This is a genomic window from Pseudomonas sp. NY15463 (assembly GCF_048068415.1).
GTDB classification, from domain to species: Bacteria; Pseudomonadota; Gammaproteobacteria; order Pseudomonadales; family Pseudomonadaceae; genus Aquipseudomonas; species Aquipseudomonas mosselii_C.
On sequence record NZ_JBLUQD010000010.1, the window covers coordinates 43,273 to 68,369 of the forward strand.

The 25,097-nt window shown below is 64.4% G+C and carries 29 protein-coding genes and 1 riboswitch; of the genes, 23 read left to right on the plus strand and 6 right to left on the minus strand.

Going from position 1 to position 25,097, the window contains the following annotated elements; translation table 11 throughout:
- The first annotated feature begins 7 nt into the window (after positions 1-7).
- The 3 genes from relA to ACNFIC_RS22380 all read left to right on the plus strand — a co-directional run bounded on the left by relA (position 8) and on the right by ACNFIC_RS22380 (position 3,716).
- Complete coding sequence (relA, locus tag ACNFIC_RS22370) at positions 8-2,248, plus strand: GTP diphosphokinase (RefSeq protein WP_138219645.1); 2,241 nt, start codon at positions 8-10, stop codon at positions 2,246-2,248.
- Between the two features lie 64 nt (positions 2,249-2,312).
- Positions 2,313-3,146: a nucleoside triphosphate pyrophosphohydrolase gene (gene mazG, locus ACNFIC_RS22375; RefSeq protein WP_416782051.1), complete on the plus strand. Its 834-nt coding sequence runs from the start codon at positions 2,313-2,315 to the stop codon at positions 3,144-3,146.
- 27 nt (positions 3,147-3,173) lie between these two features.
- The gene (locus tag ACNFIC_RS22380; RefSeq protein ID WP_138219643.1) at positions 3,174-3,716 is read left to right on the plus strand and encodes a DUF2058 domain-containing protein; all 543 of its coding nucleotides are present in this window, start codon (positions 3,174-3,176) and stop codon (positions 3,714-3,716) included.
- A gap of 45 nt (positions 3,717-3,761) precedes the next feature.
- Here ACNFIC_RS22380 and ACNFIC_RS22385 read toward each other — a convergent pair whose 3' ends face one another.
- The 4 genes from ACNFIC_RS22385 to purM form a co-directional block, all read right to left on the minus strand.
- Complete coding sequence (locus tag ACNFIC_RS22385; protein WP_138219642.1) at positions 3,762-3,944, minus strand: hypothetical protein; 183 nt, start codon at positions 3,942-3,944, stop codon at positions 3,762-3,764.
- Positions 3,945-4,164: 220 nt separating this feature from the next.
- On the minus strand, positions 4,165-4,875 hold the full coding sequence (locus ACNFIC_RS22390) for a DUF3108 domain-containing protein (RefSeq protein WP_416782053.1): 711 nt from the start codon (positions 4,873-4,875) through the stop codon (positions 4,165-4,167).
- An 8-nt stretch (positions 4,876-4,883) separates the two neighbouring features.
- Positions 4,884-5,537: a phosphoribosylglycinamide formyltransferase gene (gene purN / locus ACNFIC_RS22395; RefSeq protein ID WP_416782054.1), complete on the minus strand. Its 654-nt coding sequence runs from the start codon at positions 5,535-5,537 to the stop codon at positions 4,884-4,886.
- Positions 5,537-6,595: a phosphoribosylformylglycinamidine cyclo-ligase gene (gene purM, locus ACNFIC_RS22400; RefSeq protein ID WP_138219639.1), complete on the minus strand. Its 1,059-nt coding sequence runs from the start codon at positions 6,593-6,595 to the stop codon at positions 5,537-5,539. Before purM ends, purN begins: the two co-directional genes overlap by 1 nt.
- A gap of 321 nt (positions 6,596-6,916) precedes the next feature.
- Here purM and ACNFIC_RS22405 point away from each other — a divergent pair, with 321 nt between their 5' ends.
- The 5 genes from ACNFIC_RS22405 to ACNFIC_RS22425 all read left to right on the plus strand — a co-directional run bounded on the left by ACNFIC_RS22405 (position 6,917) and on the right by ACNFIC_RS22425 (position 11,342).
- On the plus strand, positions 6,917-7,963 hold the full coding sequence (locus ACNFIC_RS22405; RefSeq protein WP_416782055.1) for a DUF2066 domain-containing protein: 1,047 nt from the start codon (positions 6,917-6,919) through the stop codon (positions 7,961-7,963).
- Positions 7,964-7,975: 12 nt separating this feature from the next.
- Positions 7,976-9,049 carry an AI-2E family transporter gene (locus tag ACNFIC_RS22410; protein ID WP_416782057.1) on the plus strand — a complete coding sequence of 358 codons (1,074 nt, stop codon included), beginning with the start codon at positions 7,976-7,978 and terminating at the stop codon, positions 9,047-9,049.
- A gap of 143 nt (positions 9,050-9,192) precedes the next feature.
- Positions 9,193-9,897 (plus strand): DnaA regulatory inactivator Hda, encoded by a 705-nt coding sequence (hda, locus tag ACNFIC_RS22415; RefSeq protein WP_138219636.1) that lies wholly within the window; start codon positions 9,193-9,195, stop codon positions 9,895-9,897.
- 127 nt (positions 9,898-10,024) lie between these two features.
- A complete protein-coding gene (locus ACNFIC_RS22420) occupies positions 10,025-10,663 on the plus strand; it encodes a C40 family peptidase (protein WP_138219635.1) in 639 nt (212 codons plus the stop codon).
- 145 nt (positions 10,664-10,808) lie between these two features.
- On the plus strand, positions 10,809-11,342 hold the full coding sequence (locus tag ACNFIC_RS22425) for a C40 family peptidase (RefSeq protein WP_138219634.1): 534 nt from the start codon (positions 10,809-10,811) through the stop codon (positions 11,340-11,342).
- A gap of 128 nt (positions 11,343-11,470) precedes the next feature.
- Here the strand turns inward: ACNFIC_RS22425 and ACNFIC_RS22430 are convergent, their stop codons facing one another.
- Positions 11,471-12,049: a hypothetical protein gene (locus tag ACNFIC_RS22430; RefSeq protein WP_138219633.1), complete on the minus strand. Its 579-nt coding sequence runs from the start codon at positions 12,047-12,049 to the stop codon at positions 11,471-11,473.
- Positions 12,050-12,196: 147 nt separating this feature from the next.
- Positions 12,197-12,417, plus strand: a riboswitch (cobalamin riboswitch).
- A 110-nt stretch (positions 12,418-12,527) separates the two neighbouring features.
- Between ACNFIC_RS22430 and cobO the strand changes: the two genes are divergently transcribed.
- The 14 genes from cobO (at position 12,528) to ACNFIC_RS22500 (ending at position 23,751) form a co-directional block, all read left to right on the plus strand.
- Complete coding sequence (gene cobO / locus ACNFIC_RS22435; RefSeq protein WP_138219632.1) at positions 12,528-13,139, plus strand: cob(I)yrinic acid a,c-diamide adenosyltransferase; 612 nt, start codon at positions 12,528-12,530, stop codon at positions 13,137-13,139.
- On the plus strand, positions 13,136-14,431 hold the full coding sequence (locus ACNFIC_RS22440; protein ID WP_416782059.1) for a cobyrinate a,c-diamide synthase: 1,296 nt from the start codon (positions 13,136-13,138) through the stop codon (positions 14,429-14,431). The genes cobO and ACNFIC_RS22440 overlap by 4 nt, the downstream gene beginning before the upstream one ends.
- Positions 14,428-15,078, plus strand: coding sequence for a 5,6-dimethylbenzimidazole synthase (gene bluB, locus ACNFIC_RS22445; RefSeq protein WP_138219630.1), 651 nt, complete (start codon positions 14,428-14,430; stop codon positions 15,076-15,078). Before ACNFIC_RS22440 ends, bluB begins: the two co-directional genes overlap by 4 nt.
- Positions 15,075-15,983, plus strand: a complete 909-nt coding sequence (gene cbiB / locus ACNFIC_RS22450) for an adenosylcobinamide-phosphate synthase CbiB (protein WP_416782061.1) — start codon at positions 15,075-15,077, stop codon at positions 15,981-15,983. The genes bluB and cbiB overlap by 4 nt, the downstream gene beginning before the upstream one ends.
- Positions 15,976-16,968 (plus strand): threonine-phosphate decarboxylase CobD, encoded by a 993-nt coding sequence (gene cobD, locus ACNFIC_RS22455; RefSeq protein WP_416782063.1) that lies wholly within the window; start codon positions 15,976-15,978, stop codon positions 16,966-16,968. The genes cbiB and cobD overlap by 8 nt, the downstream gene beginning before the upstream one ends.
- Complete coding sequence (locus ACNFIC_RS22460; protein ID WP_416782064.1) at positions 16,965-18,425, plus strand: cobyric acid synthase; 1,461 nt, start codon at positions 16,965-16,967, stop codon at positions 18,423-18,425. The genes cobD and ACNFIC_RS22460 overlap by 4 nt, the downstream gene beginning before the upstream one ends.
- The gene (gene cobU, locus ACNFIC_RS22465; protein ID WP_138219626.1) at positions 18,418-18,939 is read left to right on the plus strand and encodes a bifunctional adenosylcobinamide kinase/adenosylcobinamide-phosphate guanylyltransferase; all 522 of its coding nucleotides are present in this window, start codon (positions 18,418-18,420) and stop codon (positions 18,937-18,939) included. Before ACNFIC_RS22460 ends, cobU begins: the two co-directional genes overlap by 8 nt.
- The gene (gene cobT / locus ACNFIC_RS22470) at positions 18,936-19,991 is read left to right on the plus strand and encodes a nicotinate-nucleotide--dimethylbenzimidazole phosphoribosyltransferase (protein WP_416782066.1); all 1,056 of its coding nucleotides are present in this window, start codon (positions 18,936-18,938) and stop codon (positions 19,989-19,991) included. The genes cobU and cobT overlap by 4 nt, the downstream gene beginning before the upstream one ends.
- Positions 19,988-20,557, plus strand: a complete 570-nt coding sequence (cobC, locus tag ACNFIC_RS22475) for an alpha-ribazole phosphatase family protein (protein WP_138219624.1) — start codon at positions 19,988-19,990, stop codon at positions 20,555-20,557. Before cobT ends, cobC begins: the two co-directional genes overlap by 4 nt.
- A gap of 1 nt (position 20,558) precedes the next feature.
- On the plus strand, positions 20,559-21,287 hold the full coding sequence (locus ACNFIC_RS22480) for an adenosylcobinamide-GDP ribazoletransferase (protein WP_138219623.1): 729 nt from the start codon (positions 20,559-20,561) through the stop codon (positions 21,285-21,287).
- Positions 21,288-21,362: 75 nt separating this feature from the next.
- The gene (locus ACNFIC_RS22485) at positions 21,363-21,767 is read left to right on the plus strand and encodes a MarR family winged helix-turn-helix transcriptional regulator (protein ID WP_138219622.1); all 405 of its coding nucleotides are present in this window, start codon (positions 21,363-21,365) and stop codon (positions 21,765-21,767) included.
- A 64-nt stretch (positions 21,768-21,831) separates the two neighbouring features.
- Positions 21,832-23,034, plus strand: a complete 1,203-nt coding sequence (locus ACNFIC_RS22490; protein WP_138219621.1) for an MFS transporter — start codon at positions 21,832-21,834, stop codon at positions 23,032-23,034.
- Positions 23,031-23,153, plus strand: coding sequence for a hypothetical protein (locus tag ACNFIC_RS22495; RefSeq protein ID WP_276610554.1), 123 nt, complete (start codon positions 23,031-23,033; stop codon positions 23,151-23,153). The genes ACNFIC_RS22490 and ACNFIC_RS22495 overlap by 4 nt, the downstream gene beginning before the upstream one ends.
- 46 nt (positions 23,154-23,199) lie before the next feature.
- On the plus strand, positions 23,200-23,751 hold the full coding sequence (locus ACNFIC_RS22500; protein WP_416782070.1) for a glutathione peroxidase: 552 nt from the start codon (positions 23,200-23,202) through the stop codon (positions 23,749-23,751).
- 12 nt (positions 23,752-23,763) lie between these two features.
- On the opposite strand, the gene ACNFIC_RS22505 is transcribed toward ACNFIC_RS22500, so the two are convergent.
- Positions 23,764-24,024, minus strand: coding sequence for a DUF2798 domain-containing protein (locus ACNFIC_RS22505; RefSeq protein ID WP_138219619.1), 261 nt, complete (start codon positions 24,022-24,024; stop codon positions 23,764-23,766).
- 114 nt (positions 24,025-24,138) lie between these two features.
- On the opposite strand from ACNFIC_RS22505, the gene ACNFIC_RS22510 reads away from it, so the two are divergent.
- Entirely contained in the window at positions 24,139-25,068 is a 930-nt protein-coding gene (locus ACNFIC_RS22510) for a LysR family transcriptional regulator (protein ID WP_416782072.1), read from the plus strand.
- Positions 25,069-25,097 lie beyond the last annotated feature (29 nt).

The following is a 25,097-nucleotide window of genomic DNA, read 5'->3' on the forward strand; positions in this document are numbered from 1 at the left end:
AACAAAGATGGTACAGGTGAGAGTGCACCAGCCGGTCAATAACGACGGCAGTATCAATCTCGAAGCATGGCTCGACCACGTCGTGAGTGTCGATTCGCTGCTCGATCGCGTGGCCTTGAAGGACGCTTGCGAGTTCGCCCAGGAAGTCGAGAAAAAGGGCAACCCGGCCAAGCATTCGTGGGCCGACGGTACCTCGAGTTTCCAGGCGGGGCTTGAGATCGCCGAAATCCTCGCCGACCTCAAGCTTGACCAGGACTCGTTGGTGGCGGCAGTGATCTACCGCTCGGTACGCGAAGGCAAGGTGACGTTGGCCGAAGTGAGTCAGCGTTTTGGTCCGGTGGTATCCAAGCTGATCGATGGTGTGCTGCGCATGGCGGCCATCAGCGCCAGCCTGAGCCCGCGCCAGTCGCTGGTGCTCGGCTCCCAGGCGCAGGTGGAGAACCTGCGCAAGATGCTCGTGGCCATGGTCGACGATGTGCGCGTGGCGTTGATCAAGCTGGCTGAGCGAACCTGCGCGATCCGTGCGGTCAAGGCCGCCGATGACGAAAAACGCCTGCGCGTGGCCCGTGAGGTGTTCGACATCTATGCACCTCTGGCCCACCGCCTGGGTATCGGCCACATCAAGTGGGAGCTGGAAGACCTCTCGTTCCGCTACCTCGAACCTGACCAGTACAAGCAGATCGCCAAGCTGTTGCACGAGCGCCGCCTGGACCGTGAGCGTTTCATCAGCGACGTGATGAACCAGTTGCAGAACGAGCTGCTGGCCACGGGCGTTAAGGCTGACATCAGCGGTCGGGCGAAACACATCTATTCGATCTGGCGCAAGATGCAGCGCAAAGGCCTGGAGTTCAGCCAGATCTACGACGTGCGTGCCGTGCGCGTCCTGGTTCCCGAGGTGCGCGATTGCTACACCGCGCTGGGGATCGTGCACACCCTCTGGCGGCATATTCCCAAAGAGTTCGACGACTACATCGCCAACCCCAAGGAGAACGGCTACCGCTCGCTGCACACGGCGGTGATCGGCCCTGAGGGCAAGGTGCTGGAGGTGCAGATCCGCACCCATTCCATGCACGAGGAAGCCGAGCTGGGCGTGTGCGCGCATTGGCGCTACAAGGGCACCGACGTCAAATCTGGCTCCAATCACTACGAAGAGAAAATCTCCTGGTTGCGCCAGGTGCTTGAGTGGCACGAGGAACTGGGCGATATCGGCGGTCTGGCCGAGCAACTGCGCGTGGACATCGAGCCGGACCGGGTTTATGTGTTCACCCCTGATGGCCATGCCATCGACCTGCCCAAGGGCGCCACGCCGCTGGACTTCGCCTACCGCGTGCACACCGAGATCGGCCACAACTGCCGTGGTGCCAAGATCAATGGGCGTATCGTGCCGCTCAACTACAGCCTGCAGACCGGCGAGCAGGTGGAGATCATCACCAGCAAGCACGGCAGCCCCAGCCGTGACTGGCTGAACTCCAACCTGGGCTATGTGACCACTTCGCGGGCTCGTGCCAAGATCGTCCACTGGTTCAAGTTGCAGGCTCGCGATCAGAACGTGGCGGCCGGCAAGACCCTGATCGAGCGTGAACTCAGCCGCCTGGGGCTGCCCCAGGTGGACTTCGAGCGCCTAGCCGAGAAGGCCAACGTCAAGACCGCCGAGGACATGTTCGCCGCCCTCGGCGCCGGCGACCTGCGCCTGGCGCACATGGTCAACGCAGCCCAGCAGTTGCTTGAGCCTGAGCGTAGCGAGCAGGTCGAACTGATCCCGCGTCAGGCCCGGGGTATTCGCTCGGGCAAGCGCAGCGACATCCAGATCCAGGGCGTGGGCAACCTGCTCACGCAAATGGCCGGGTGCTGCCAGCCGCTGCCGGGCGATGCCATCGTCGGCTATATCACCCAAGGCCGCGGCGTGAGCATTCACCGCCAGGACTGCGCCTCGGTGTTGCAACTGGCCGGCAAGGAACCTGAGCGCATGATCCAGGTCAGCTGGGGACCGATCCCGGTGCAGACCTATCCGGTGGATATCGTCATCCGGGCCTACGACCGCCCAGGGCTGCTGCGCGACGTGTCGCAGGTGTTGCTCAACGAGAAGATCAACGTGCTGGCGGTCAACACCCGCTCGAACAAGGAAGACAACACCGCGCTGATGTCGCTGACCATCGAGATTCCTGGGCTCGATGCCCTGGGACGCTTGCTTGGACGCATCTCGCAGTTGCCGAACATCATCGAGACGCGGCGTAACCGTACACCGTGATACCGCGGCGTCTGCATTCGCGGGCTTGCCCGCGAATGCAGACGCCGCCGAAGGACCTGCCTAAATGACTTGCACCCTCGATGACCTGCTGCACCTCATGGCCCGCCTGCGTGACCCGCAGTACGGCTGCCCGTGGGACCTCAAGCAGGATTACGCCAGTATCGTCCAGCACACCCTCGAAGAAGCCTATGAAGTGGCCGACACCATCGAGCGCGGCGACTTCGCCCATCTGCAGGGCGAGTTGGGTGACTTGCTGTTCCAGGTGGTCTACTACAGCCAGCTGGCCCGCGAAGAGGGGCGCTTCGAGTTCAGCGGCGTGGTTGATTCGATCACCCGCAAGCTGATTCGTCGCCACCCTCACGTGTTTCCCACCGGTGAGCTGTACGCGCCGCTGGACACGCCGGCCCTGAGCGAGGCCCAGGTCAAGTCACGCTGGGAAGAGATCAAGGCCGAGGAACGCGCTGAGCAAAGCGACCCCGAACAGCTCTCGCTGCTCGACGACGTGCCTGCGGCGCTACCTGCCTTGTCGCGTGCGGCTAAACTGCAAAAGCGCGCGGCCACCGTGGGCTTCGACTGGCCAGCGGCGTTGCCGGTATTGGACAAGGTGCGCGAAGAGCTGGACGAAGTGCTGCAAGCTATGGCCGATGGCGACAGCGATGCCCTCGAAGACGAACTCGGCGACCTGCTGTTCGCCACCGTCAACCTGGCCCGCCACCTCAAGCACGACCCGGAAAACGCCTTGCGCCGCGCCAACCGCAAGTTCGAACGGCGTTTTCGATTTATCGAACAGGCATTGCGCGAGCAGGGCCTGAACATCCAAGATCGCACCCTCGACGAGCTGGACGCCCTGTGGGGCGAGGCCAAGCGTCAGGAAAAGAACCTGCCCAGCTGCGGCTGAGCCGATGCCTAAGTGAGTGAACACCCCATGAGCCTTTCCCTTCGCGACCAATTGCTCAAAGCCGGCCTGGTCAACCAGAAACAGGTCTCGCAGACCAACAAAGCCCAGAAGAAACAAAAACGCCTGGAGCACAAGGGCCAGGTCGAGGTGGACGACACCCAGCAGCGCCTGGCCAAGGAAGCCATGGCCGAGAAGGCCAAGAAGGACCAGGAACTGAACCGCCAGGTTCAGGAAAAGGCCGAGCAGAAGGCCCGTGCCGCACAGATCAAGCAATTGATCGAAGCGACCCGCCTGCCCAAGCTGACCACCGAGGATTACTACAACTTCGTTGATGACAAGAAGGTCAAGCGCATCGCCGTCAACGCCCTGATGCGCAGCAAGCTGAGTAATGGCGCCTTGGCTATCGTCGCCCATGGCGGCGGCTATGAAGTGATCCCGCGCGAGGCGGCGGTGAAGATCCAGGAGCGCGACCCGCAGCGCATCTTGCTGCTCAACACCCATGTAGAGGAAGCCGACGAAGCCGACGATCCGTATGCCGCCTACAAGATCCCGGATGATCTGATGTGGTAAACACGAAAAAACCCGCCTAGGCGGGTTTTTTTTGGGAAGTCGCTGTCATTGGCTATTGCGCTGGTTTTCCAGCACTTCGAGCTCTTTACGATACTGCTGGGCCAGGTGTTCGTCGTGGAACATGCCTACCAACTGACCTTGCTGGTGCACATCCCAGATCCGCACACCCGCGGCCAGGCCTTCGTGGGACATTTTCGATTCGTCGCGTTCGGTTACTTTGACAGTCATCGCTTAACTCCACTGCTAGGGTTGGCTGCGGCGCTGTGTCGCAGGTCTTCTTTATAAAGTTTGTTAGCAGGCTAAGTAAATAAACGGGCGATGAAACAATGTTCATGAAGCGCATTCGCGAGCGGTGTAGGGGCGGCCCGCCCGCCAAATCTGGACATTTCCAGCGGGCAAAAAAAGCCCCGCACATGGCGGGGCTTGGGGTGCAACGTCTGGGTGAAGGTCAGTTGCCCTTGACCGTCTTGCCGTCGACCGTGCCATCTTGCAGCACGATCACGTATTCCTTGCCGTCGGTCTCGACCTGGCGCAGTTGCACCAGCAGGTAGTCCCAGTCCTTGGCGAACCACAGCTCGGTGATGCGTTTGCTCTGGCTAGGGTCGCGCACGCGCTCGACCTTGATCGCCTCGACCTGGCCGTTCTTGGTGCTGACTTTCTCAGTGCCCAATACGCGGAAGTCGTAGGTATCGATTTCGTCACCGTCGACCACCTGGTAGGTCATGCTCTTCTTGCCAGCGGCCACGTCATGCTGCAGGGCCAGTTGGTACGAGGACTTGTCCAGCACGCCGCGGTTGATCGGCAGGCTGATGGCATCGCCCCGGTCAGTGCCGGTGACTTTCTTGCCGGTCCAGTCGAAGGTCAGGTCGACTTTCTTGGCCTTGCCCAGGCCGCCGCGCTCGAAGTGGTACTTTTGCGGCAGCAGGGTGTCGTTGTCCATGCGCAGGGTGCTTTGCTCGGTCAGGCTAGCGATCATCATGGAAGCCTTGAAGTTCAGGTCCCACTTGCCGTTGGCATTTTTGACCAAGCTGCGCTCGGCAGTGCCGCTCATGGGCAGTTGCTTCCAGTCGGCGGTGTAGCTGGCCGAGAACGGCTTCAGATCAGCTGCCTGCAGCGGCAGGGCGAGCACGGCGAGAGCCAAGAGCAGGGCGCGACGCATAAATTCTCCTAGGATCGAATCAAATGACCGCTGGCCGGCAGCGGCTGTCCATCGAGTAACGCACCGTGTTCGCCCAGGCACAAGCGACCTTCGGCGAACCAGCGTACCGCCAGGGGGTAGATCTGGTGTTCCTGCAGGTGCACCCGCTGGGCGAGCGTCTGCGCGGTGTCAGTTGCGGCTACTGGAACTACAGCCTGTACGACCAGTGGCCCGCCATCGAGTTCCTCGGTGACGAAGTGCACACTGCAACCGTGCTCGGTGTCACCGGCCTCCAGGGCGCGCTGGTGGGTGTGCAGCCCTTTGTACTTGGGCAATAGTGACGGATGTATGTTCAGCAGGCGACCTTGATAGTGACGCACGAAGCCGCCACTGAGGATGCGCATGAAGCCGGCCAGTACCACCAGGTCCGGGTTGAAGCCGTCGATCAGCGCCATCAGCGCCGCGTCGAAGGCTTCACGACCTGCGAAACCGGTGTGTTCGAGCACCGCGGTGTCTATGCCAGCTGCCTTGGCGCGTTCCAGACCGTAGGCGTCGGCGCGGTTGGAAATCACCGCACCGACGCGCAGCGGGCTGTCGGCGCCTTGGCTGCTGTCGATCAGGGCTTGCAGGTTGCTGCCGGAGCCCGACAGCAGTACCACGACATTGCAGGTCTTGCCGGGCATCAGTGTGCCTTGAGGTTCTGCAGCTCGACCTGGGCGGCGCCTTCGGCGGCCACGGCGATATGGCCGATCACCCACGGTTGCTCACCTTCGGCGCGCAGTACGTTCAGTGCGGCTTCGACCTGATCCTGGGCCACGCAGATGACCATGCCCACGCCGCAGTTCAGGACGCGGTGCATTTCGTGCTCGTCGACGTTGCCTTTTTCTTGCAGGAAGTCGAACACCGCCGGACGCTGCCAGCTGGCCACGTCGACCACCGCCTGGGCGCCTTTGGGCAGTACGCGCGGGATGTTGTCCAGCAGGCCACCACCGGTGATGTGGGCCATGGCCTTGACGGCGCCGGTCTGCTTGATCAGTTGCAGCAGTGGTTTGACGTAAATGCGGGTTGGGGCCATCAGCAGGTCGGTCAGCGGCTTGCCGTCGAGCTGGGTGTTCTCGATGTCGGTGCCGGAGACTTCGAGGATCTTGCGGATCAGCGAGTAGCCGTTGGAGTGCGGGCCGGAGGAGGGCAGGGCGATCAGGGCGTCGCCGGTGACCACCTTGGAGCCGTCGATGATCTCGGCCTTTTCTACTACGCCGACGCAGAAGCCAGCCAGGTCGTAGTCTTCGCCTTCGTACATGCCTGGCATTTCGGCGGTTTCACCACCGACCAGCGAGCAGCCGGCCAGTTCGCAACCTGCACCAATGCCGGTGACCACGGTGGCGGCGACGTCGACGTTGAGCTTGCCGGTGGCGTAGTAGTCGAGGAAGAACAGCGGCTCGGCGCCGCACACCACCAGGTCGTTGACGCACATTGCGACCAGGTCCTGGCCGATGCTGTCGTGCTTGTTCAGGTTCAGCGCCAGGCGCAGCTTGGTGCCGACGCCGTCGGTGCCGGAGACCAGCACCGGCTGCTTGTAGCCGGCCGGGATTTCGCAGAGGGCGCCGAAGCCGCCCAGGCCACCCATGACTTCAGGGCGTGCGGTGCGCTTGGCGACGCCCTTGATGCGTTCGACCAGTGCTTCGCCGGCGTCGATGTCTACACCGGCGTCTTTGTAGCTCAGGGAGGGTTGCTTGCTCATTGATCCAGGCCTTTAAGAGGGAGGGATTCTTAGAAAACGACCGGGACGGCCAAGGCCGGCTCAAGGAAGCGGCGGCGGTCTGAACGTCACTGGTCTGCGAAGGCGCGCGATTTTATCAGGGTTGCCCCCCAGCGGCCATCCTCAGGCCGACGGGCAGGGCGTAAATCTGGCGAAAAAACAGTGCAGGTGGTTGGTTCGGCCTCTTCTGTATAAGCTGCAAGCCATGGGCTTCAAGCTGCAAGCAGGCAGTTTGAGGCATCACCTGCACTTTCTCGAGGCTTGAAGCTCGAAGCTTGAAGCACATCCGGACAGGAATCCCCCATGCGTCTTTTCAATCACTTCGCGGCCGGTTGCCTGGCGCTGGTCTGCCTGAACGGCCAGGCCGAAACCGTCTCTGGGCTCTATCAGGTACACGAGCCGCTCCAGGGGCAGGGCAGCGACGCACGCGCCCAGGCTACCAGCAGGGCGTTCGATACCCTGGTGCTGCGCCTGACCGGTGACGCCAAGGCACCGCAAAGCCCAGCCCTGGCCACCCTGCGCAAGGACCCGCAAGCGATCGTCAACCAAGTCGGCACCGAAGCTGGGCCGCCGGAGTCGGTGCTGGTGGAGTTCGATCCGGGCAGTACCGAGCGCGCCTTGCGTCAGGCGGGCCTGGCGCTATGGGGCAGCAACCGGCCGTCGATCCTCGGCTGGTGGCTGAACGACAGTGTCGAGGGCAGCAGTCTGGTCGGTGATGGCCAGAGCAGCGCCGAGCCGCTGCGCCGCGCAGCCCAGCACCGTGGCTTGCCGCTGCGCTTGCCGTTGGCTGACTTGTCCGAGCAATTGGTGGCCAATGCCAAGCAGATCGACAGCGCCGATCCCGCACCGCTGCGCGAGGCTTCCGAGCGCTACGGGGCTGATGCGCTCCTGGCCGTCCATGCCCACGAAGCTGATGGCAAATGGCAGGGCAAGTGGCAGCTGTGGTTGGGCGAGCAGCGTGAGCAGGGCAGTGCGGAGGGGGCTGACCAAGCCGCCCTGGCCGACGCCGTGCTGTTGGCAGTGAGTAATCGTCTGGCGCCGCGCTATGTGACCCGTCCAGGCGCCAGCAGCGAGCTGCTGGTACAGGTCGAGGGCATGAACCTTGCGCATTATGCCGAGCTTGGCCGCGTGCTGGAGCCCTACGGCGCGCGCTTGCAGATGGCCGACGGTGGCACCTTGACCTATGCCGTCAGCGGCAACCGCGAACAACTGCGCGCGCAGTTGGCGCTGGCCCGTCTGCAAGAGCTGCCCGCCGAGCCTGCGCCTGTCGCCCCAGCGCCACAGGCCGAGCCGGGCGCTGCGCCTGCCGCTGCCGCCAAACCGTTCGATGGCCTGCGTTTTCGTTGGTGAGGAAGCCCTGCAATGACTGACCTGCGTCGCTGGATTGGGTTGGGCGCCGCCCTGCTGGGCGCCGTGCTGCTGTATCTGCTGCACAACATCCTCTCGCCTTTTCTGGTGGGTATTCTATTGGCCTATCTGGCCGACCCGCTGGTCGATCGCCTCGAGCGCATCGGCTTGTCGCGCACCTGGGGCGTGGTGGTGGTGTTCGGCCTGTTCACCCTGGTCTTGCTCGCCCTGTTGCTGGTACTGATCCCGATGCTGGCCAAGCAACTGGTGCGTCTCTACGAGTTGGCGCCGCAGATGCTCGACTGGCTGCAACATGTGGCGCTGCCGTGGGTCCAGAGTCGCCTGGGCCTGGCCGATGGCTTCTGGAAATTCGACAAGATCAAGGCTGCCATCGGCGATCACGTCGGCCAAACCACCGATATCGTCGGCATGCTGCTGTCCCAGGCCACCGCATCGAGCCTGGCGCTGATCGGCTGGCTGGCCAACCTGGTGCTGATCCCGGTGGTGGGCTTCTATCTGCTGCGCGACTGGGACCTGATGATGGCCAAGCTGCGCAGCTTGCTGCCGCGCCAGCGCGAGCCGCAGGTGGTGGCACTGGCCGGGGAGTGCCATGAGGTGCTAGGGGCATTCGTGCGTGGGCAATTGCTGGTGATGCTGGCGCTGGGCGTCATCTATTCCACCGGACTGATGCTAGTGGGGCTGGAGCTGGGTCTGCTGATCGGGATGCTCGCGGGACTGGCGGCCATCGTGCCGTACATGGGGTTCATCATTGGCATCGGCGCGGCCATCGTCGCCGGATTGTTCCAGTTCGGCGGCGAGTTGTACCCGATGCTGGGTATCGTGGCCGTGTTCATGGTCGGTCAGGCCCTCGAGGGCATGGTGCTCACGCCGCTGCTGGTGGGGGACCGCATCGGCCTGCACCCCGTTGCGGTGATCTTCGCGATTCTTGCTGGCGGTGAGCTGTTCGGCTTCACCGGCGTGCTGCTGGCGCTGCCGGTGGCGGCGGTGATCATGGTGTTGCTGCGCCATGTGCACGCGCTCTATAAAGAGTCGGACATGTACGCGGGGCAAATCGATCCGGACCTTTGACCGCGCGGCACGCATCGTAATGCGCAACTGCTTGATTTTACTGACGCTCTTGCGCTGCCCGATTGTGCCGCCCGCGTTGCGGGTATAGACTTTGCACACTGTTCATCAAAGGCCCCCTGTGGTCCCTGCGACCACCCGCGAGCATGAAACCGATCCAGTTGCCCTTGGGTGTGCGTCTGCGCGATGACGCCACCTTCATCAACTACTACCCGGGCGCCAATGCCGCGGCATTGGGCTATGTCGAGCGGCTGTGCGAAGCCGACGCCGGCTGGACCGAAAGCCTCATCTACCTGTGGGGCAAGCAGGGCGTGGGGCGTACCCACCTGCTGCAAGCTGCCACCCAGCGCTTCCAGCAACTGGGCGAGCCGGCGGTGTACCTGCCGCTGGCGCAACTGCTCGAACGTGGCGTCGAACTGCTCGATCACCTCGAACAGTACGAATTGGTGTGTATCGACGACCTGCACGTGATCGCCGGCAAGGCCGATTGGGAAGAGGCCATGTTCCACCTGTTCAATCGCCTGCGTGACAGTGGCAGGCGCCTGTTGCTAGCCGCCTCCAGCTCGCCGCGCGAGTTGCCGATCAAGCTGGCCGACCTCAAGTCACGGCTTACCCTGGCGTTGATTTTCCAGATGCGCGGCATGTCCGACGAGGACAAGCTGCGTGCCCTGCAACTGCGCGCCTCGCGTCGCGGCCTGCACCTGACCGACGAGGTCGGCCACTTCATCCTCACCCGTGGCACGCGCAGCATGAGCGCACTGTTCGACCTGCTCGAACGCCTCGATCAGGCCTCGTTGCAAGCCCAGCGTAAGCTGACCATTCCGTTTCTCAAGGAAACCCTGGGCTGGTAAGCCCTTGAAAACACGGCACCAGAGCGGAAAAACGCAAAAGTCACATGTTTTTCGATAAAATTTGCAAATGGTCACGATAGAGGGCATAGTTTCCACCTTCTAAAGGACTACAGACACGGTCGTGCCCATGCTGAAGCGCTTCGCACCCCTCGTGCCACTTGCACTTGCCACCCTGCTGTTCGGTTGCGCCTCCCAAGGTCCGGCCACTCAATCACAGGATCATCGCCTGGTCGCCGAGCAATCGGCCAAGATCAAGGCGCCCACCTCTTCCGTATTCACCGAGGAAGAGCTGGCTAATGAAGAAGACCTCGACGCCTTCTCCAGCAACAGCAAGCCTTATCAGCTTCCGGTGCTGGCCGACAGCATCCTCGAGCGTGGTATGTCGCTGATCGGTACCCGCTATCGCTTCGGCGGTACTTCCGAGAAGTCCGGCTTCGACTGCAGCGGTTTCATCGGCTACCTGTTCCGCGAAGAAGCAGGCATGAACCTGCCGCGCTCGACTCGCGAAATGATCAACGTCGATGCCCCCAAGGTCGCACGCAACAAGCTCAAGCCGGGTGACCTGCTGTTCTTCAGCACCAACGGCCGTGGTCGCGTCAGCCATGCCGGCATCTACCTGGGCGACAACCAGTTCATCCACTCCAGCAGCCGCCGCAGCGGTGGTGTGCGCATCGACAACCTGAGCGATCGCTACTGGAGCAAGACCTTCATCGAAGCCAAGCGCGCCCTGGCGATGGCCCCGAGCACCACGCTCTCGCGCAATTGATTTGATGTCAAAATGCTGTACCCTGCCACGGCGGCGTAGCTGAAAAGCTCGCCGCCGTGCGCATTTACAGAAAGCGTCTAATCTAATTTCTCAACTCTTTTCGCCTTCGGCTGCGGCCGGAGTATTCACGACAGGATGTTCGATCATGGCGATGTTGGCGCGTTTCGCATTGCTTTGGCTGGTGGCCCTGCTGGCGGCCTGTTCCAGCCATGTTCCGGCCCCGGCGCCGGTCTATCCTCCCGTCACCTTCAATCAGTCGCAACCGTCCTCGCCGGTGGCCGAAGATGTGCTGTTTCGCGCGATTGGTCTGGTGGGAACGCCCTATCGTTGGGGCGGTAATACCCCGGACTCGGGTTTCGACTGCAGCGGCCTGATCGGCTATGTGTACCGCGACGCCGCTGGCATCAGCTTGCCGCGCACCACCCGTGACATGATTGGCATGCGCGCGCCAAGCGTGGCGATCAATGCCCTGCAATCTGGCGATCTGGTGTTCTTCGCCACCAATGGCGGCGGGCAGGTGAGCCATGCTGGCATCTACGTAGGCGAAGGCCGTTTCGTGCACGCACCTTCTACCGGCGGCACGGTGCGTCTGGATTATCTGTCCAACAGCTATTGGTCGAAGGCTTACTTGCAAGCCAAGCGCGTGCTGCCTGCGGGGCATCTGGCGCAGAACCCATAAGTTTCCGCGCTTGCCAGGTGCTTCGGGCCTGGCAGATGAACCAGATCACGTAGCCCGTCGCTACCCGCCAAGGCCTGCGGTCGGCGCACGACACGCCGTTTTTGCGCAAGCCTGCGCGCGGTTTCCCTTCAGGCCTGCTTGAGCAGCAGCGCCACGCCGGGGAAGTATTGCCCCAATTCGTTGTGCAGCTTGCGATAGGCATAGGGGAAGTACCAGGCCACCGCGCAGGCACTGTGCTTGTGCAGGTCGTCGACCAGGTCTTGCAGTTCCTCGGGACTGGCGTGCTGGCCGGCTTTCCAGGGCGTGGCGAACAGCGCACCGGCCTTGAGTTGGCTGGCGTAGGCGATACATTTGGCCTGCAGGGACGTTTCCAGCAGTGCTGCGGACAGGTCCAGGCGGGCTAGGCGCGGCCAGCGTTGACCTGCATGCAGGTGAATCGTCGCCTCGGCGCTGCAGAGGGTCAGGTCGCAGCGGCCTTCGCGGTCGCCTTCATCACGCTGTTTCTTGCTGGTCGATTGCGGCAGTGCCACCAGTTCACCTTGCCAGGCGGCGGCGGCGAGCAAGCCCACGTTGGCCGTGGTGCCATGCCAGTAGGGCGCATCGTTATCGCCCTGGAACTGGTTGAAGCGGTCGATGCAGTCGACCCAACGTTCCAGTGCCGGGCGCAGGAATTCGAGGTTCGGGTTGTTGATGATTAGACCCTGCATGCAGCGCTCCTTGTTCTTGTTTTGATATTCGCCTAAGTGCTGGCTAAGTGATATCACTGCCCTCAGTGTGGCACAAGCCGGTAGATTGGCCATTGGTCCGGTTCAGTCGGGCCTTCGTTCATTGACGCTCCCGGTGCAACCCTCTAACCTTCGCCGCGTGTTTCAGGTGCCTCGCGAGCCTTGGCTTGGTGGGGTGAAACTGGGAAGCCGGTGTGCGCCTGCAAGGTGCGATTCCGGCGCTGCCCCCGCAACGGTAGGTGAGTCGAAGGCCGCGCAAGGCCACTGGGCCCTAGGCCCGGGAAGGCGCGCGGTCAGGGCCTGTGGCCCGCTCATGAGCCCGGAGACCGGCCTGCAACTGCCAACGGCATCACGGAGGGTGATGCGCGGTGCGATGTGGCCTGTGCCACGGCCCCTGCGCGTTCTCCGTTTGCCCGCCTTTCACCTGTCGCCGCCTGGCGCCAGACAGCGGAGACCCCTGATGAGCGAATCCCCCGAACGCGACGAACGTCACCTGGCGCGCATGCAGCGCAAGAAGGCGATCATCGACGAACGCATCGCCAATTCCCCCAACGAATGCGGCTTGTTGCTGGTACTGACCGGCAACGGCAAGGGCAAGAGCAGCTCGGCCTTCGGCATGCTCGCCCGCGCGCTCGGGCATGGCATGCAGTGCGGCGTGGTGCAGTTCATCAAGGGCCGCAACAGCACTGGCGAAGAGCTGTTCTTCCGCCGTTTCCCCGAGCAGGTGCGCTACCACGTGATGGGCGAGGGCTTTACCTGGGAGACCCAGGACCGTGCCCGTGACATCGCCGCCGCCGAAGCTGCCTGGGCCGTGTCGCGCCAGCTGTTGCAGGATGCCTCGGTACAGTTCGTGGTGCTCGATGAGCTGAACATCGCCCTCAAGCACGGCTACCTCGACCTTGACCAGGTACTGGCCGACATCCAGGCCCGCCCGCCGATGCAGCACGTGATCGTCACCGGCCGTGGGGCCAAGCCCGAAATGATCGAGATGGCCGACACCGTCACCGAGATGGGCATGCTCAAGCACGCTTTCCAGGCCGGTATCCGCGCGCAGAAGGGCGTTGAACTGTGAGTCAGCCGCGTCAATGCCCTGCGGTTCTGATCGCCGCCCCGGCCTCGGGCCAGGGCAAGACCACGGTCACTGCCGCCCTGGCGCGCCTGCACCGCAACCTCGGGCGCAAGGTGCGGGTGTTCAAGTGCGGGCCGGACTTCCTTGACCCGATGATCCTCGAACGTGCCAGTGGCGCACCGGTGTACCAACTCGACTTGTGGATGATCGGCGCTGACGAGAGCCGCCGCTTGCTCTGGGAGGCGGCCGAGGAGGCCGACCTGATCCTGATCGAAGGGGTGATGGGGCTGTTCGACGGCACCCCGTCCAGCGCGGACCTGGCCCGGCATTTCGGCGTGCCGGTGCTGGCGGTGATCGACGGCACGGCCATGGCCCAGACCTTTGGCGCCCTGGCCCTTGGCCTGGCGCGTTATCAGCCGGACTTGCCCTTTGCAGGGGTGCTGGCCAACCGCGTCGGGAGCTTGCGCCACGCACAGTTGCTCGAAGGTAGCCTGACTGAAGGCCTGCGCTGGTATGGCGGGTTGTCCCGCGAGCGCGGCATCGAACTGCCCAGCCGACACCTGGGGCTGGTGCAGGCCAGCGAGCTGAACGACCTTGACGCTCGCCTGGACGCCGCCGCCGAAGCCTTGGGCGCCAGCTGTGACGCAACGTTGCCTCCGCCGGTGAGCTTCGCTGCGCCCGCCCCCCTCAGCCACGCGGCATCATTGTCCGGCGTACGCATCGGCGTGGCCCGTGACGAAGCCTTCGCGTTTCTCTACGGCGCCAACCTCGACGTACTGCGTAGCCTTGGCGCGCAACTGGAATTCTTCTCGCCGCTGCACGACCGCGAGCTGCCGTTGGTAGACAGCCTGTACCTGCCTGGTGGCTACCCTGAACTGCATCACCGTGCACTGTCGGCCAACGCGCCGATGCTCGAAGCGATTCGCGCCCACCATGACCAGGACAAGCCACTGCTGGCAGAGTGCGGCGGCATGCTGTATCTACTCGACGCGCTGACCGATGTGGCCGGTGAACGTGCCGAACTGCTTGGTGTGCTGCCTGGTGAGGCAACCATGCAGAAGCGTTTGGCTGCCCTGGCGCTGCAAGCGGTCGAGTTGCCCGAAGGCACCCTGCGTGGGCACACCTACCACCACTCGCTGACCAGCACCGTGCTGGAGCCCATCGCTCGAGGCCTGAGCCCCAACGGTGGGCGAGGCAACGAGGCGGTCTATCGCCTGGGCCGGTTGACTGCCTCCTACGTGCACTTCTACTTCCCGTCCAATCCCGATGCGGCGGCGGCGCTGTTGCGACCATGAGCGATCACGCCTACAGCGAGGCCGAACGCGCGGCGATCTACCGGGCTATCGGCGAGCGCCGCGACATGCGCCACTTCGCCGGGGGGGAGGTGGCCCCCGCGCTGCTTGGCCGCCTACTGGCCGCTGCGCACCAGGCCCCCAGCGTGGGGCTGATGCAGCCGTGGCGCTTCATCCGCATCAGCCAGCGTGCGCTGCGCGAGCGCATCCAGGGTTTGGTGGAACAGGAGCGTGTGCTGACCGCCGAGGCGCTGGGCGAGCGTTCCGACGATTTCATGAAGCTCAAGGTCGAAGGTATCGGCGATTGCGCCGAGGTGCTGGTGGCCGCGCTCATGGACAACCGCGAGCCGCATATCTTTGGCCGGCGTACCTTGCCGGAAATGGATCTGGCTTCGCTATCCTGCGCGATCCAGAACCTGTGGTTGGCGGCCCGCGCCGAAGGGCTGGGCATGGGCTGGGTGTCGTTGTTCGACCCGCAGGCGCTGGCCGAGCTGCTGGGCATGCCTGCCGGGGCAAAACCCGTGGCGGTGTTGTGCCTGGGCCCGGTGATCGAGTTCTACCCGGCGCCGATGTTGGTGATGGAACACTGGGCCAAAGAGCGCCCCTTGAGTGAAATGCTGTACGAAAACCATTGGGGAGAACGGCCATGAGCGTGGCCCTGTTGACCGTTGCAGGTGTGGCCCTGGACGCGCTGCTCGGCGAGCCGAAACGACGCCACCCGCTGGTGGGGTTCGGCAACCTGGCCAAGCACCTCGAACGCCGATTGAACGCGGGCGGGCGCGGTTGGCGCAGCCATGGCGTCAGCGCCTGGTTCATCGCCGTGGTGCCACTGACGCTGGTCGCGCTGCTGCTGTCGTGGTTGCCGTATATCGGCTGGCTGGTCGATGTCCTGGCGCTGTATTGCGCCCTGGGCCTGCGCAGCCTGGGCGAGCATGTGCTGCCGGTGGCCCAGGCCCTGCGCCAGGGCGACCTGGATGAAGCTCGCCTGCGCGTGGGCTACCTGGTCAGTCGTGAAACCCGCGAGCTGGATGAGCCCGCTGTGGCCCGCGCGGCCACTGAATCGGTTCTGGAAAATGGCAGCGACGCGGTGTTCGCGGCGCTGTTCTGGTTCATCGTCGCAGGTGCGCCGGGCGTCGTGCTGTACCGCCTGAGCAATACCCTGGATGCAATGTGGGGCTATCGCAACCAACGTTTCGAACGCTTTGGCTGGTGCGCCGCGCGCATTGACGATGTGCTCAACTACCTGCCGGCAAGGCTCGTGGCGCTGACCTACGCGCTGCTCGGCAAGACCCGTCTGGCGCTGCGTTGCTGGCGCCAGCAAGGGCCGCTGTGGGACAGCCCCAACGCGGGCCCGGTGATGGCAGCCGGTGCCGGCGCGCTGGCCGTAGAGCTGGGCGGCCCTGCGGTGTACCACGGCGAGCTGCACGAGCGGCCACGCCTAGGCGAAGGACCGATGGCCGATGCCGACGCCATCGAGCGCGGCTGGAGTCTGGTGCAGCGCGGGGTCTGGCTGTGGCTGCTGGTGATCTGCCTGGGGGGCTATCTGAATGCTTGAACATGGCGGTCGTCTGCTGCGCGCGGTGCAGCAATACGGTATTGCCCGCGAGCACTGGCTGGACCTGTCCAGTGGCATCGCACCGTGGGCCTTCCCGATTGCGCCGATCCCACTGGACGCCTGGGCGCGCCTGCCGGAGGTCGAGGATGGTCTCGAACAGGCCGCTCGCACCTATTACGGTGCCACTCCACTGTTGGCGGTGGCCGGTTCCCAGGCGGCAATCCAGGCCCTGCCATACCTGCGGCCAGCCGGGCGTGTCGGGGTGCTGGCACCGTGCTACGCCGAGCACCCACATGCCTGGCAGCGCGCCGGTCATGCGTTGCTCGAACTGGACGAGCAGCAGGTCGAGGCGCAACTCGACAGCCTCGATGTGCTGCTGTTGGTCAATCCCAACAACCCCACTGGCCGCACGCTGCCGCGCGCGCGGCTGCTGGCCTGGCATGCGCGCCTGGCCGCGCGCGGCGGCTGGCTGCTGGTGGATGAAGCGTTCATGGACAACACCCCGGAGCATGGCATCGTCGATCAGGCCGGGCAGCCAGGGCTGATCGTGTTGCGTTCGTTCGGCAAGTTCTTCGGTTTGGCCGGGGTGCGCCTGGGCTTTGTTGCCGCCGAGCCTGCGCTGTTGCAGCGTTTGGCCGACGTGCTCGGCCCCTGGACCGTCAGCGGCCCGACCCGGGTGCTGGGCCAGGCCTGCTACGCCGATCAGCGCGAGCAGCAGGCGCAGATCGCACGCTGCGCCGCCGCCAGCCAGCGCCTGGCTGACCTGCTGAGCGCCAGTGGGTTGGCGCCGAGCGGTGGCTGCGCGCTGTTTCAATATGTGCGCAGCGAACGCGCCGCGCACCTGCATGATTTTCTCGCCCGTCGCGGCATTCTGGTGCGCATGTTCGAGCAGCCACAGGCCCTGCGTTTTGGCCTGGCTCCGAGCATGGCCGACGAGCAGCGCCTGGCCCAGGCCCTGGCGGACTACCACAAGGAAACCACATGACCACGCTCATGGTGCAAGGCACCACGTCCGATGCCGGCAAGAGCACCCTGGTGACCGCCCTGTGCCGGTGGCTGCTGCGCCAAGGCATTGCCGTGGTGCCGTTCAAACCGCAGAACATGGCACTTAACAGCGCGGTGACCGCCGACGGTGGCGAGATCGGCCGTGCCCAGGCCGTGCAGGCCCAAGCCTGCCGGCTGGCGCCGCACACCGACATGAACCCGGTGCTGCTCAAACCCAATAGCGACACCGGTGCCCAGGTGATCGTGCATGGCCGTGCCGTGACCAGCATGAACGCGGTGGCTTATCACGACTACAAGGCCATCGCCATGCAGGCGGTCCTGCAATCGCACACGCGCCTGTGCGAGGCGTATCAAGTGGTGATGGTAGAGGGCGCAGGCTCTCCGGCCGAGATCAACCTGCGTGCCGGCGACATCGCCAACATGGGCTTTGCCGAGGCGGTCGACTGCCCGGTGATCCTGGTGGCCGACATCAACCGCGGCGGGGTATTCGCCCACCTGGTTGGCACCCTTGAGCTGCTGTCACCCAGCGAGCAGGCGCGGGTCAAGGGTTTCGTCATCAACCGCTTCAGGGGCGATATCGCCTTGCTGCAACCGGGCCTGGACTGGCTGGAGCAACGCACCGGCAAGCCGGTACTGGGCGTGCTGCCGTTTGTTACCGACCTGCACCTGGAGGCCGAGGACGGTATCGACCGGCGCCAGGGCCAGAAGGGTGAACGGGTGCTCAAGGTGATCGTTCCGGTGTTGCCGCGTATCAGCAACCACACCGATTTCGATCCGCTACGCCTGCACCCGCAGGTTGATCTGCAGTTCATTGGCCCAGGTGAGCCGATTCCGCCTGCCGACCTGATCATCCTGCCGGGCTCCAAGAGTGTGCGCGGGGACCTGGCGCAACTGCGCGCGCGTGGCTGGGACAGCGCGATTGCCCGACACCTGCGTTACGGCGGCAAGTTGATCGGTATTTGTGGCGGCTTGCAGATGCTCGGTCGCGAGGTCTGCGATCCGCTGGGCCTGGAAGGGGCGGCCGGCAGCAGTGATGGCCTCGGGCTGCTGGACTACGTCACGGTGCTGGAAGCCGAGAAGCAACTGCGCAACGTGACCGGCACCCTCGAACTGGAGCAGGCAGCGGTGGTCGGCTATGAGATTCACGCGGGGGTCACCACAGGCCCTGCGCTTGCACAGCCTGCGCTGCAATTGGCCGATGGCCGTTGCGACGGCGCCATCAGCGATGACGGACAGATCCTTGCCACCTACCTGCATGGTCTGTTCGAAGGCAGCCAGTCGTGCGCGGCGCTGTTGCGCTGGGCAGGGCTCGCCGAGGTTCAGCCTGTCGACTACGAGGCCCTGCGCGAGCGCGATATCGAACGCCTAGCCGATCTCATCGAACAGCATCTGGACACCGCGCGCCTGCGCGAACTGTGTGGAGTCGCCCATGCGTAACCTGATCCTCGGCGGCGCCCGCTCGGGCAAGAGTCGCCTGGCTGAGCAACTGGCCGTGGCCAGCGGCCTGCCGGTCACCTACATTGCCACCAGCGCGCCGCAAGACAGCGAGATGAACGAGCGCGTGCGCCTGCACCGCGAGCGTCGTCCTGCCGAGTGGGGCCTGATCGAGGAACCGCTAGCCCTGGCCGCCGTGCTGCGTGCCCAGGCCGCTGAGCAGCGCTGCCTACTGGTGGACTGTCTGACCCTGTGGCTGACCAACCTGTTGATGCTCGACGACCCGCAGCGCCTGACCGAGGAGTGCGATGCGCTGCTCGATTGCCTTGAACAGTTGCCTGGCACGATCATCCTGGTCAGCAACGAAACCGGCCTGGGCGTGGTGCCCATGGGCGAGTTGACCCGCCGCTATGTCGATGCGGCGGGCCTCTTGCACCAGGCCGCTGCCGAACGCTGCCAGCGCGTGGTGCTGAGCGTGGCCGGCCTTCCTCTCATGCTCAAAGGACCCGCTCTATGACCCAGATGTGGTGGCTCGATGCCTGCCAACCCCTCGACACCGCCGCCATGGATCAGGCGCGTGCCCGTCAGCAGCAACTGACCAAGCCCGCTGGCTCCCTTGGCCAGCTCGAACGCTTGGCGATCCGCCTGGCGGGCTTGCAAGGCCTCGAACGTCCTCAGCTGGAACGGGTTGCCATCAGCATTTTTGCCGGTGACCACGGCGTGGTGGAGGAGGGGATCTCGGCCTATCCGCAGGCGGTGACCGGGCAGATGTTGCGCAACTTCGTCGGTGGTGGCGCGGCGATCAGTGTGCTGGCGCGTCAGCTGGGTGCCAGCCTGGAAGTAGTTGACCTCGGCACCATCGACCCGACGCTGGAGCTGCCGGGAGTGCACCACCTGCGCCTGGGCGCTGGCACCGCCAACTTCGCGCGCCAGCCGGCGATGCGCGAGGAGCAGTTGCTGGCCGCCCTGCAGGCCGGTCGCGACAGCGCCCTGCGCGCAGTGGCCAATGGTGCCCAGCTGTTCATCGGCGGTGAAATGGGGATCGGCAACACGACCGCCGCTGCGGCCCTGGCCAGCATCTTGCTTGAATGCCCGGCGCGTGAGCTGAGCGGGCCCGGCACAGGCCTGGACAGTGCCGGGGTACGGCACAAGGCCGAGGTGATCGAGCGCGCGCTTGTGCTGCATGGCCTGCGTGCCGATGCGCCGTTGCAGGCCTTGGGGTGTGTCGGAGGCTTCGAAATCGCTGCCTTGGCAGGCGCCTACCTGGCCTGCGCCCAGCATGGCGTGGCGGTGCTGGTGGACGGTTTCATCTGTAGCGTCGCTGCGTTGGTGGCGGTACGCCTGAACCCGGGGCTGGCACCCTGGCTGCTGTTCGCCCACCAGGGTGCCGAGCCTGGTCACAAGGCCTTGCTCGCAGCGCTCGAGGCTGAGCCATTGCTGGCGCTGGGTCTGCGCCTGGGGGAGGGCAGTGGCGCTGCCCTGGCCGTGCCGTTGCTGCGTTTGGCCTGTGCCCTGCACGGGCAGATGGCGACTTTCGCCGAAGCGGCGGTGGCGGACCGCCCGGCATGATCCTCGACCTGCTGCGTCATGGCGAGACCGAACTGGGCGGCGGGCTGCGCGGCAGCCTGGACGATGCGCTGACCGAGCATGGCTGGGCACAGATGCGCCAGGCCGTCGATGCGGCCGGCCCGTGGGATGTGCTGGTCAGCTCGCCGCTGCAACGCTGTGGCTTGTTCGCTGACGAACTGGGCGCACGCCTGGGTCTGCCGGTACAGCGTGAGGCCGGGGTACGCGAGTTGCACTTCGGTGAATGGGAAGGGCGCAGTGCGGCGCAGATCATGCAAACCCAGGCCGATGCCCTTGGGCAGTTCTGGAATGACCCCTATGCCTTTACGCCGCCGGGCGGCGAGCCGGTGCTCGCGTTTGCCGAGCGGGTGTTGAATAGCATTCGGCGACTGGCTGGTGAGTACGCGGGGCAGCGTGTGCTTCTGGTGACCCATGGCGGGGTGATGCGGCTGTTGCTCGCCCAGGCCCGGGGGATGCCACGTGCGCAGTTGTTGCAGGTCGAGGTGGCGCATGCGGCGCTGGTGCGCCTGCATGTGGCGCTCGATGGGCAACTGCACGAGGCGTGTTGAGATGCTGCCGTTCTGGATTGCCTTGCAATTTCTAAGCAGCTTGCCCGTGAGCCTGCCGGGTATGCCGGCGCCGCGCGAGATGGGCCGCTCGTTGCTGTTCTATCCCGTGGTGGGTGCGCTGTTCGGCATGCTGCTTTGGTTGGCCAGTACCCTGATGCACGGTATGGCCGCGCCGCTGCACGCGGCATTGCTGCTGGCGCTCTGGGTGCTACTCAGTGGTGGCTTGCACCTGGACGGCCTGGCCGACAGCGCCGACGCCTGGCTGGGTGGTTTCGGCGATCGCGAGCGGACCTTGCAGATCATGAAGGACCCGCGCAGTGGGCCGATTGCCGTCGTGACTCTGGTGTTGGTGCTGCTGCTCAAGTTCTGCGCGTTGTGGGTGTTGGTCGAGCGTGGCGCAGGGGCCTGGCTGGTGTTGGCACCGGTGGTTGGACGGGCGGCGATGCTGGGCTTGTTCTTGAGTACGCCCTACGTGCGTCAAGGCGGCTTGGGCGCCGCGCTGGCCGAGCACTTGCCGCGTCGTGCAGCAGGCCGGGTGTTGCTGGGGTGTGGACTGGCCTGTGTCCTGCTTGGAGGCATGCAGGCGCTGTGGGCGCTGACGTTGGCGCTAGTGGCCTTCGCTTGCCTGCGTCGGCTGATGTGTCAGCGGCTGGGAGGAACGACCGGGGATACTGCTGGCGCGTTGCTGGAGTTGTTGGAGTTGGCGGTCGTGGTAGCGCTGGCTGCTTGATGAGCCCTGGGGCAGTTTGCTCGACAAGTTTGAAACTCCTTGCAACATCCCAGGTGCGGGTATATACACGTATTCATGCTGACCAGTGAATGTATCTGTACCCATTTACGCCGCGCCGCCCGAGGGGTAAGCCGGCACTATGACGAAGCCCTGGCCGGCTTCGGCATCAATGTCGCCCAGTTTTCCCTGCTGCGCAGTGTGCAGCGGCTGGACCGCCCGAGCATCACCAGCCTGGCCGAGGCGATGGGCCTTGAGCGCAGCACGCTGGGGCGCAACCTGCGGGTGCTGGAGGCCGAAGGTCTGGTGCAACTGGCTGATGGCGACGACCAACGCAACCGTGTGGTACTGCTGAGCGCGGCGGGCAAGGCTCGGCTGTTGGCGGCACAGCCTGCGTGGGAGCAGGCCCAGGCCGGGTTGGTGGCGCGCCTGGGTGAAGGCCCGCGTGACGAATTGGTGCGCTTGCTGGAACAGCTGGCCTGAATATGAACGACCCTAAGCGGGTATATACCCGCATCAACCTTGCGATGGGCTGGAGATAACGACAATGACTTCCGTGTGGCGGACCAGCGGTTGGGTGTTACTGGGGGCGGCGCTGATCCTCGCGCTGTCGTTGGGCGTGCGACACGGCTTTGGCCTGTTCCTCGCGCCGATGAGCGCGGAGTTCGGCTGGGGGCGCGAGGTGTTCGCCTTTGCCATTGCCCTGCAGAACCTGATCTGGGGTCTGGCCCAGCCGTTCGCCGGAGCCCTGGCTGATCGGTTGGGTGCGGCACGTGTGGTGATCATTGGCGGGATCCTCTACACGGCGGGCCTGGTGATGATGGGCATGGCTGATTCGGCTTGGTCGCTGTCGTTGAGTGCGGGGCTGTTGATCGGCATCGGTCTGTCAGGGACTTCGTTCTCGGTGATTCTCGGCGTGGTGGGCCGCGCCGTGCCGGCGCAGAAGCGCAGCATGGCCATGGGCATCGCCAGTGCGGCGGGCTCCTTCGGCCAGTTCGCCATGCTGCCTGGCACCCTCGGCCTGATCCAATGGCTGGGCTGGTCGGCGGCACTGTTGGTACTGGGTCTGTTGGTGGCACTGATCGTGCCCTTTGTCGGTCTGTTGCGGGACACGCCGCTGCCGGCCCACGGCGCCGAGCAAACCCTCGGCCAGGCGCTGCGTGAAGCCTGCTCGCATTCCGGGTTCTGGTTGCTGGCCCTGGGCTTTTTCGTGTGCGGCTTCCAAGTGGTGTTCATTGGTGTGCACCTGCCCGCCTACCTGGTCGACCAGCACCTGCCGGCCACCACTGGTACCACGGTGCTGGCGTTGGTGGGGTTGTTTAACATCGTTGGTACCTACACCGCTGGCTGGTTGGGCGGGCGGATGTCCAAGCCGCGCCTGTTGACCGCGCTGTACCTGCTGCGCGCCGTGGTGATCGTGCTGTTCCTGTGGGCGCCGGTCACCCAGTTCAGCGCTTACCTGTTCGGCATCGCCATGGGCCTGCTGTGGTTGTCCACGGTGCCGTTGACCAATGGCACCGTGGCCACGCTGTTCGGCGTGCGTAACCTGTCGATGCTCGGTGGCATCGTGTTCCTGTTGCACCAGTTGGGCGCCTTCCTGGGCGGTTGGTTGGGCGGTGTGGTGTACGACCACACCGGCAACTACGACCTGGTCTGGCAGATCTCGATCCTGCTCAGCCTGTTGGCTGCTGCGCTCAATTGGCCCGTACGCGAACGCCCAGTGGCCCGCTTGCAGGCCCAGGCCGCATGAGCCGCTTTGTCGTGCGTGGCCTGCTGGCCTTGGCGGCGTTGTTGCTGCTGGCCCTGGTGTGGTGGGGATGGCAACAGGGCGGTCTGGCGTTGATGCAGTTGGGCATGAGTCTGTGTTAAGGACTAACCTGCACCTTCATGTAACCGTCTTGGAGGAGAACCGACAATGCGTGCACCCTGGCTGACGATTCCCGTGCTGGCCCTGGCCGCCAGTGCTTCGAGCTGGGCGGCGGACTGCCCGGCACTGCTGCAAGGCAGCCTGCCCGAGTTGCGCGGCAAGGCGCAGATCGATCTTTGCCAGCGTTTTGCCGGCAAACCGCTGGTGGTTATCAATACTGCCAGTTATTGCGGCTTCGCCCCGCAGTTCGAGGGCTTGGAGGGTACCTACAAGGCGTACCACGCGCAGGGCCTGGAGATGCTCGGCGTGCCGTCCAACGACTTCAAGCAGGAAGACGCCGACGCCGAGAAGACCGCTAAGGTATGCTATGCCAACTACGGTGTGACCTTCACCATGACCAAGGCTCAGCCAGTGCGTGGCAAGGATGCGATCCCACTGTTCGCCGAGCTGGCGAAGCAGAGCAGCGCGCCGAAGTGGAACTTCTACAAGTACGTGGTCGACCGCCAGGGCAAGGTCATCGCAAGCTTCTCCAGCTTGACCAAACCGGATGATCCAGCGTTCACCGCCGCCATCGACAAAGCCATTGCCTCCAAGCCATGACAGAGCGACGCGTCAGTGCGGGTGGACGGTCAATGCCACCAGGCGGATCACCACCGGCCTTACGATCAGCACGCAGACGAACGCCACCGGCATTGCCAACTGGTAGGCCTTGAGCACGTTGCTCAGGTACTGCGGGTCGATGCCGGCATTGGCTGCCGTGATCACGAAGCTCATCAACAGTGCCATGATTGCCGACATGTAGAACGCGAAGACGTAGGGCGTGGCGCCTGGGCGCAGCTTGCGCCGGCTACGGGCGGAGGACAGTTCGGTCATGCTAGCTCCTGTGCAGGTAGGTGAGGGCGCAGGTTATCAATGCCTGTGTGAGCACCTGTAGACCTTGGCGACTGAGTTCTTTATAAAGAAAAACTTACGAATCCGAGGCTCAGCATGGACTTGCTCAATGCCATCCGTAGTTTCATCAAGGTGGTCGAGGCAGGCAGCATCGCCGGCGGCGCCCGTGCGCTGGGGTTGAGCCCCGCTGCCGTGAGCCAGAACCTGGCGCGCCTGGAGGCCCACTTGCAGGTGCGTCTGCTCTCGCGCACTACCCGCAGCATGGCGCTGACGCCGGCTGGCAGCCTGTACTACGAGCGGGTCAGGCATATCGAGCGGGACTTGACCATGGCTGAGCAGGCGGTCACCACGCCCGACAGCGAGCCACAGGGGCGCCTATGCATTGCTTCCAGCTCGGCGTTCGGCCGCCATGTGCTGGCGCCGCTGATACCCGCCTTCGCTGCCCGTTATCCGCAGCTTTCGATAGAGTTGATGATGACTGACCGTAAGGTGAACCATGCACGAGAAGATGTCGATGTCAGCCTGCGCATCACCCCGCAGTTGGAAGATCACTTGCTGGCCCGGCATGTCGCGCGGATTCCGTTCATCTGCTGCGCCTCTCCCGGTTACCTCGCCAGTGCGGGTTGGCCGGCCACGCCCGAGGCGCTGCGCGAGCACCGCTGCCTGGTGTTTCGCTATCCGGTCGATGGGCGTTTTCTAACCTGGGGCTTCATGCGTGACGGCCTGCGTTTCGAGGCGCAATTCGGCCCGGTCCTGATCAGCGATGACATCGACGCCTTGACGCAAATGGCGCTGAATGACGGCGGTATTACGCGTCTGGCCGAGTTCATCGTCCGCCCGTATCTGGATACCGGCCGGCTGGTACCGCTGTTCGAGTTCAGCCCTGATGCCCTGGCCTATGCGCGGCCCGAGCCGATGGACGTGTACCTGTGCCTGGCCGACCGCTTCGCCATGACGGGCAAGGTGCGGGTGTTCATGGATTATCTACAGGATTGCCTGGGCGACAGTTGGCGGGTGCAGGCGTGAAAAACTGCCATTTGGGGCTGCTTCGCAGC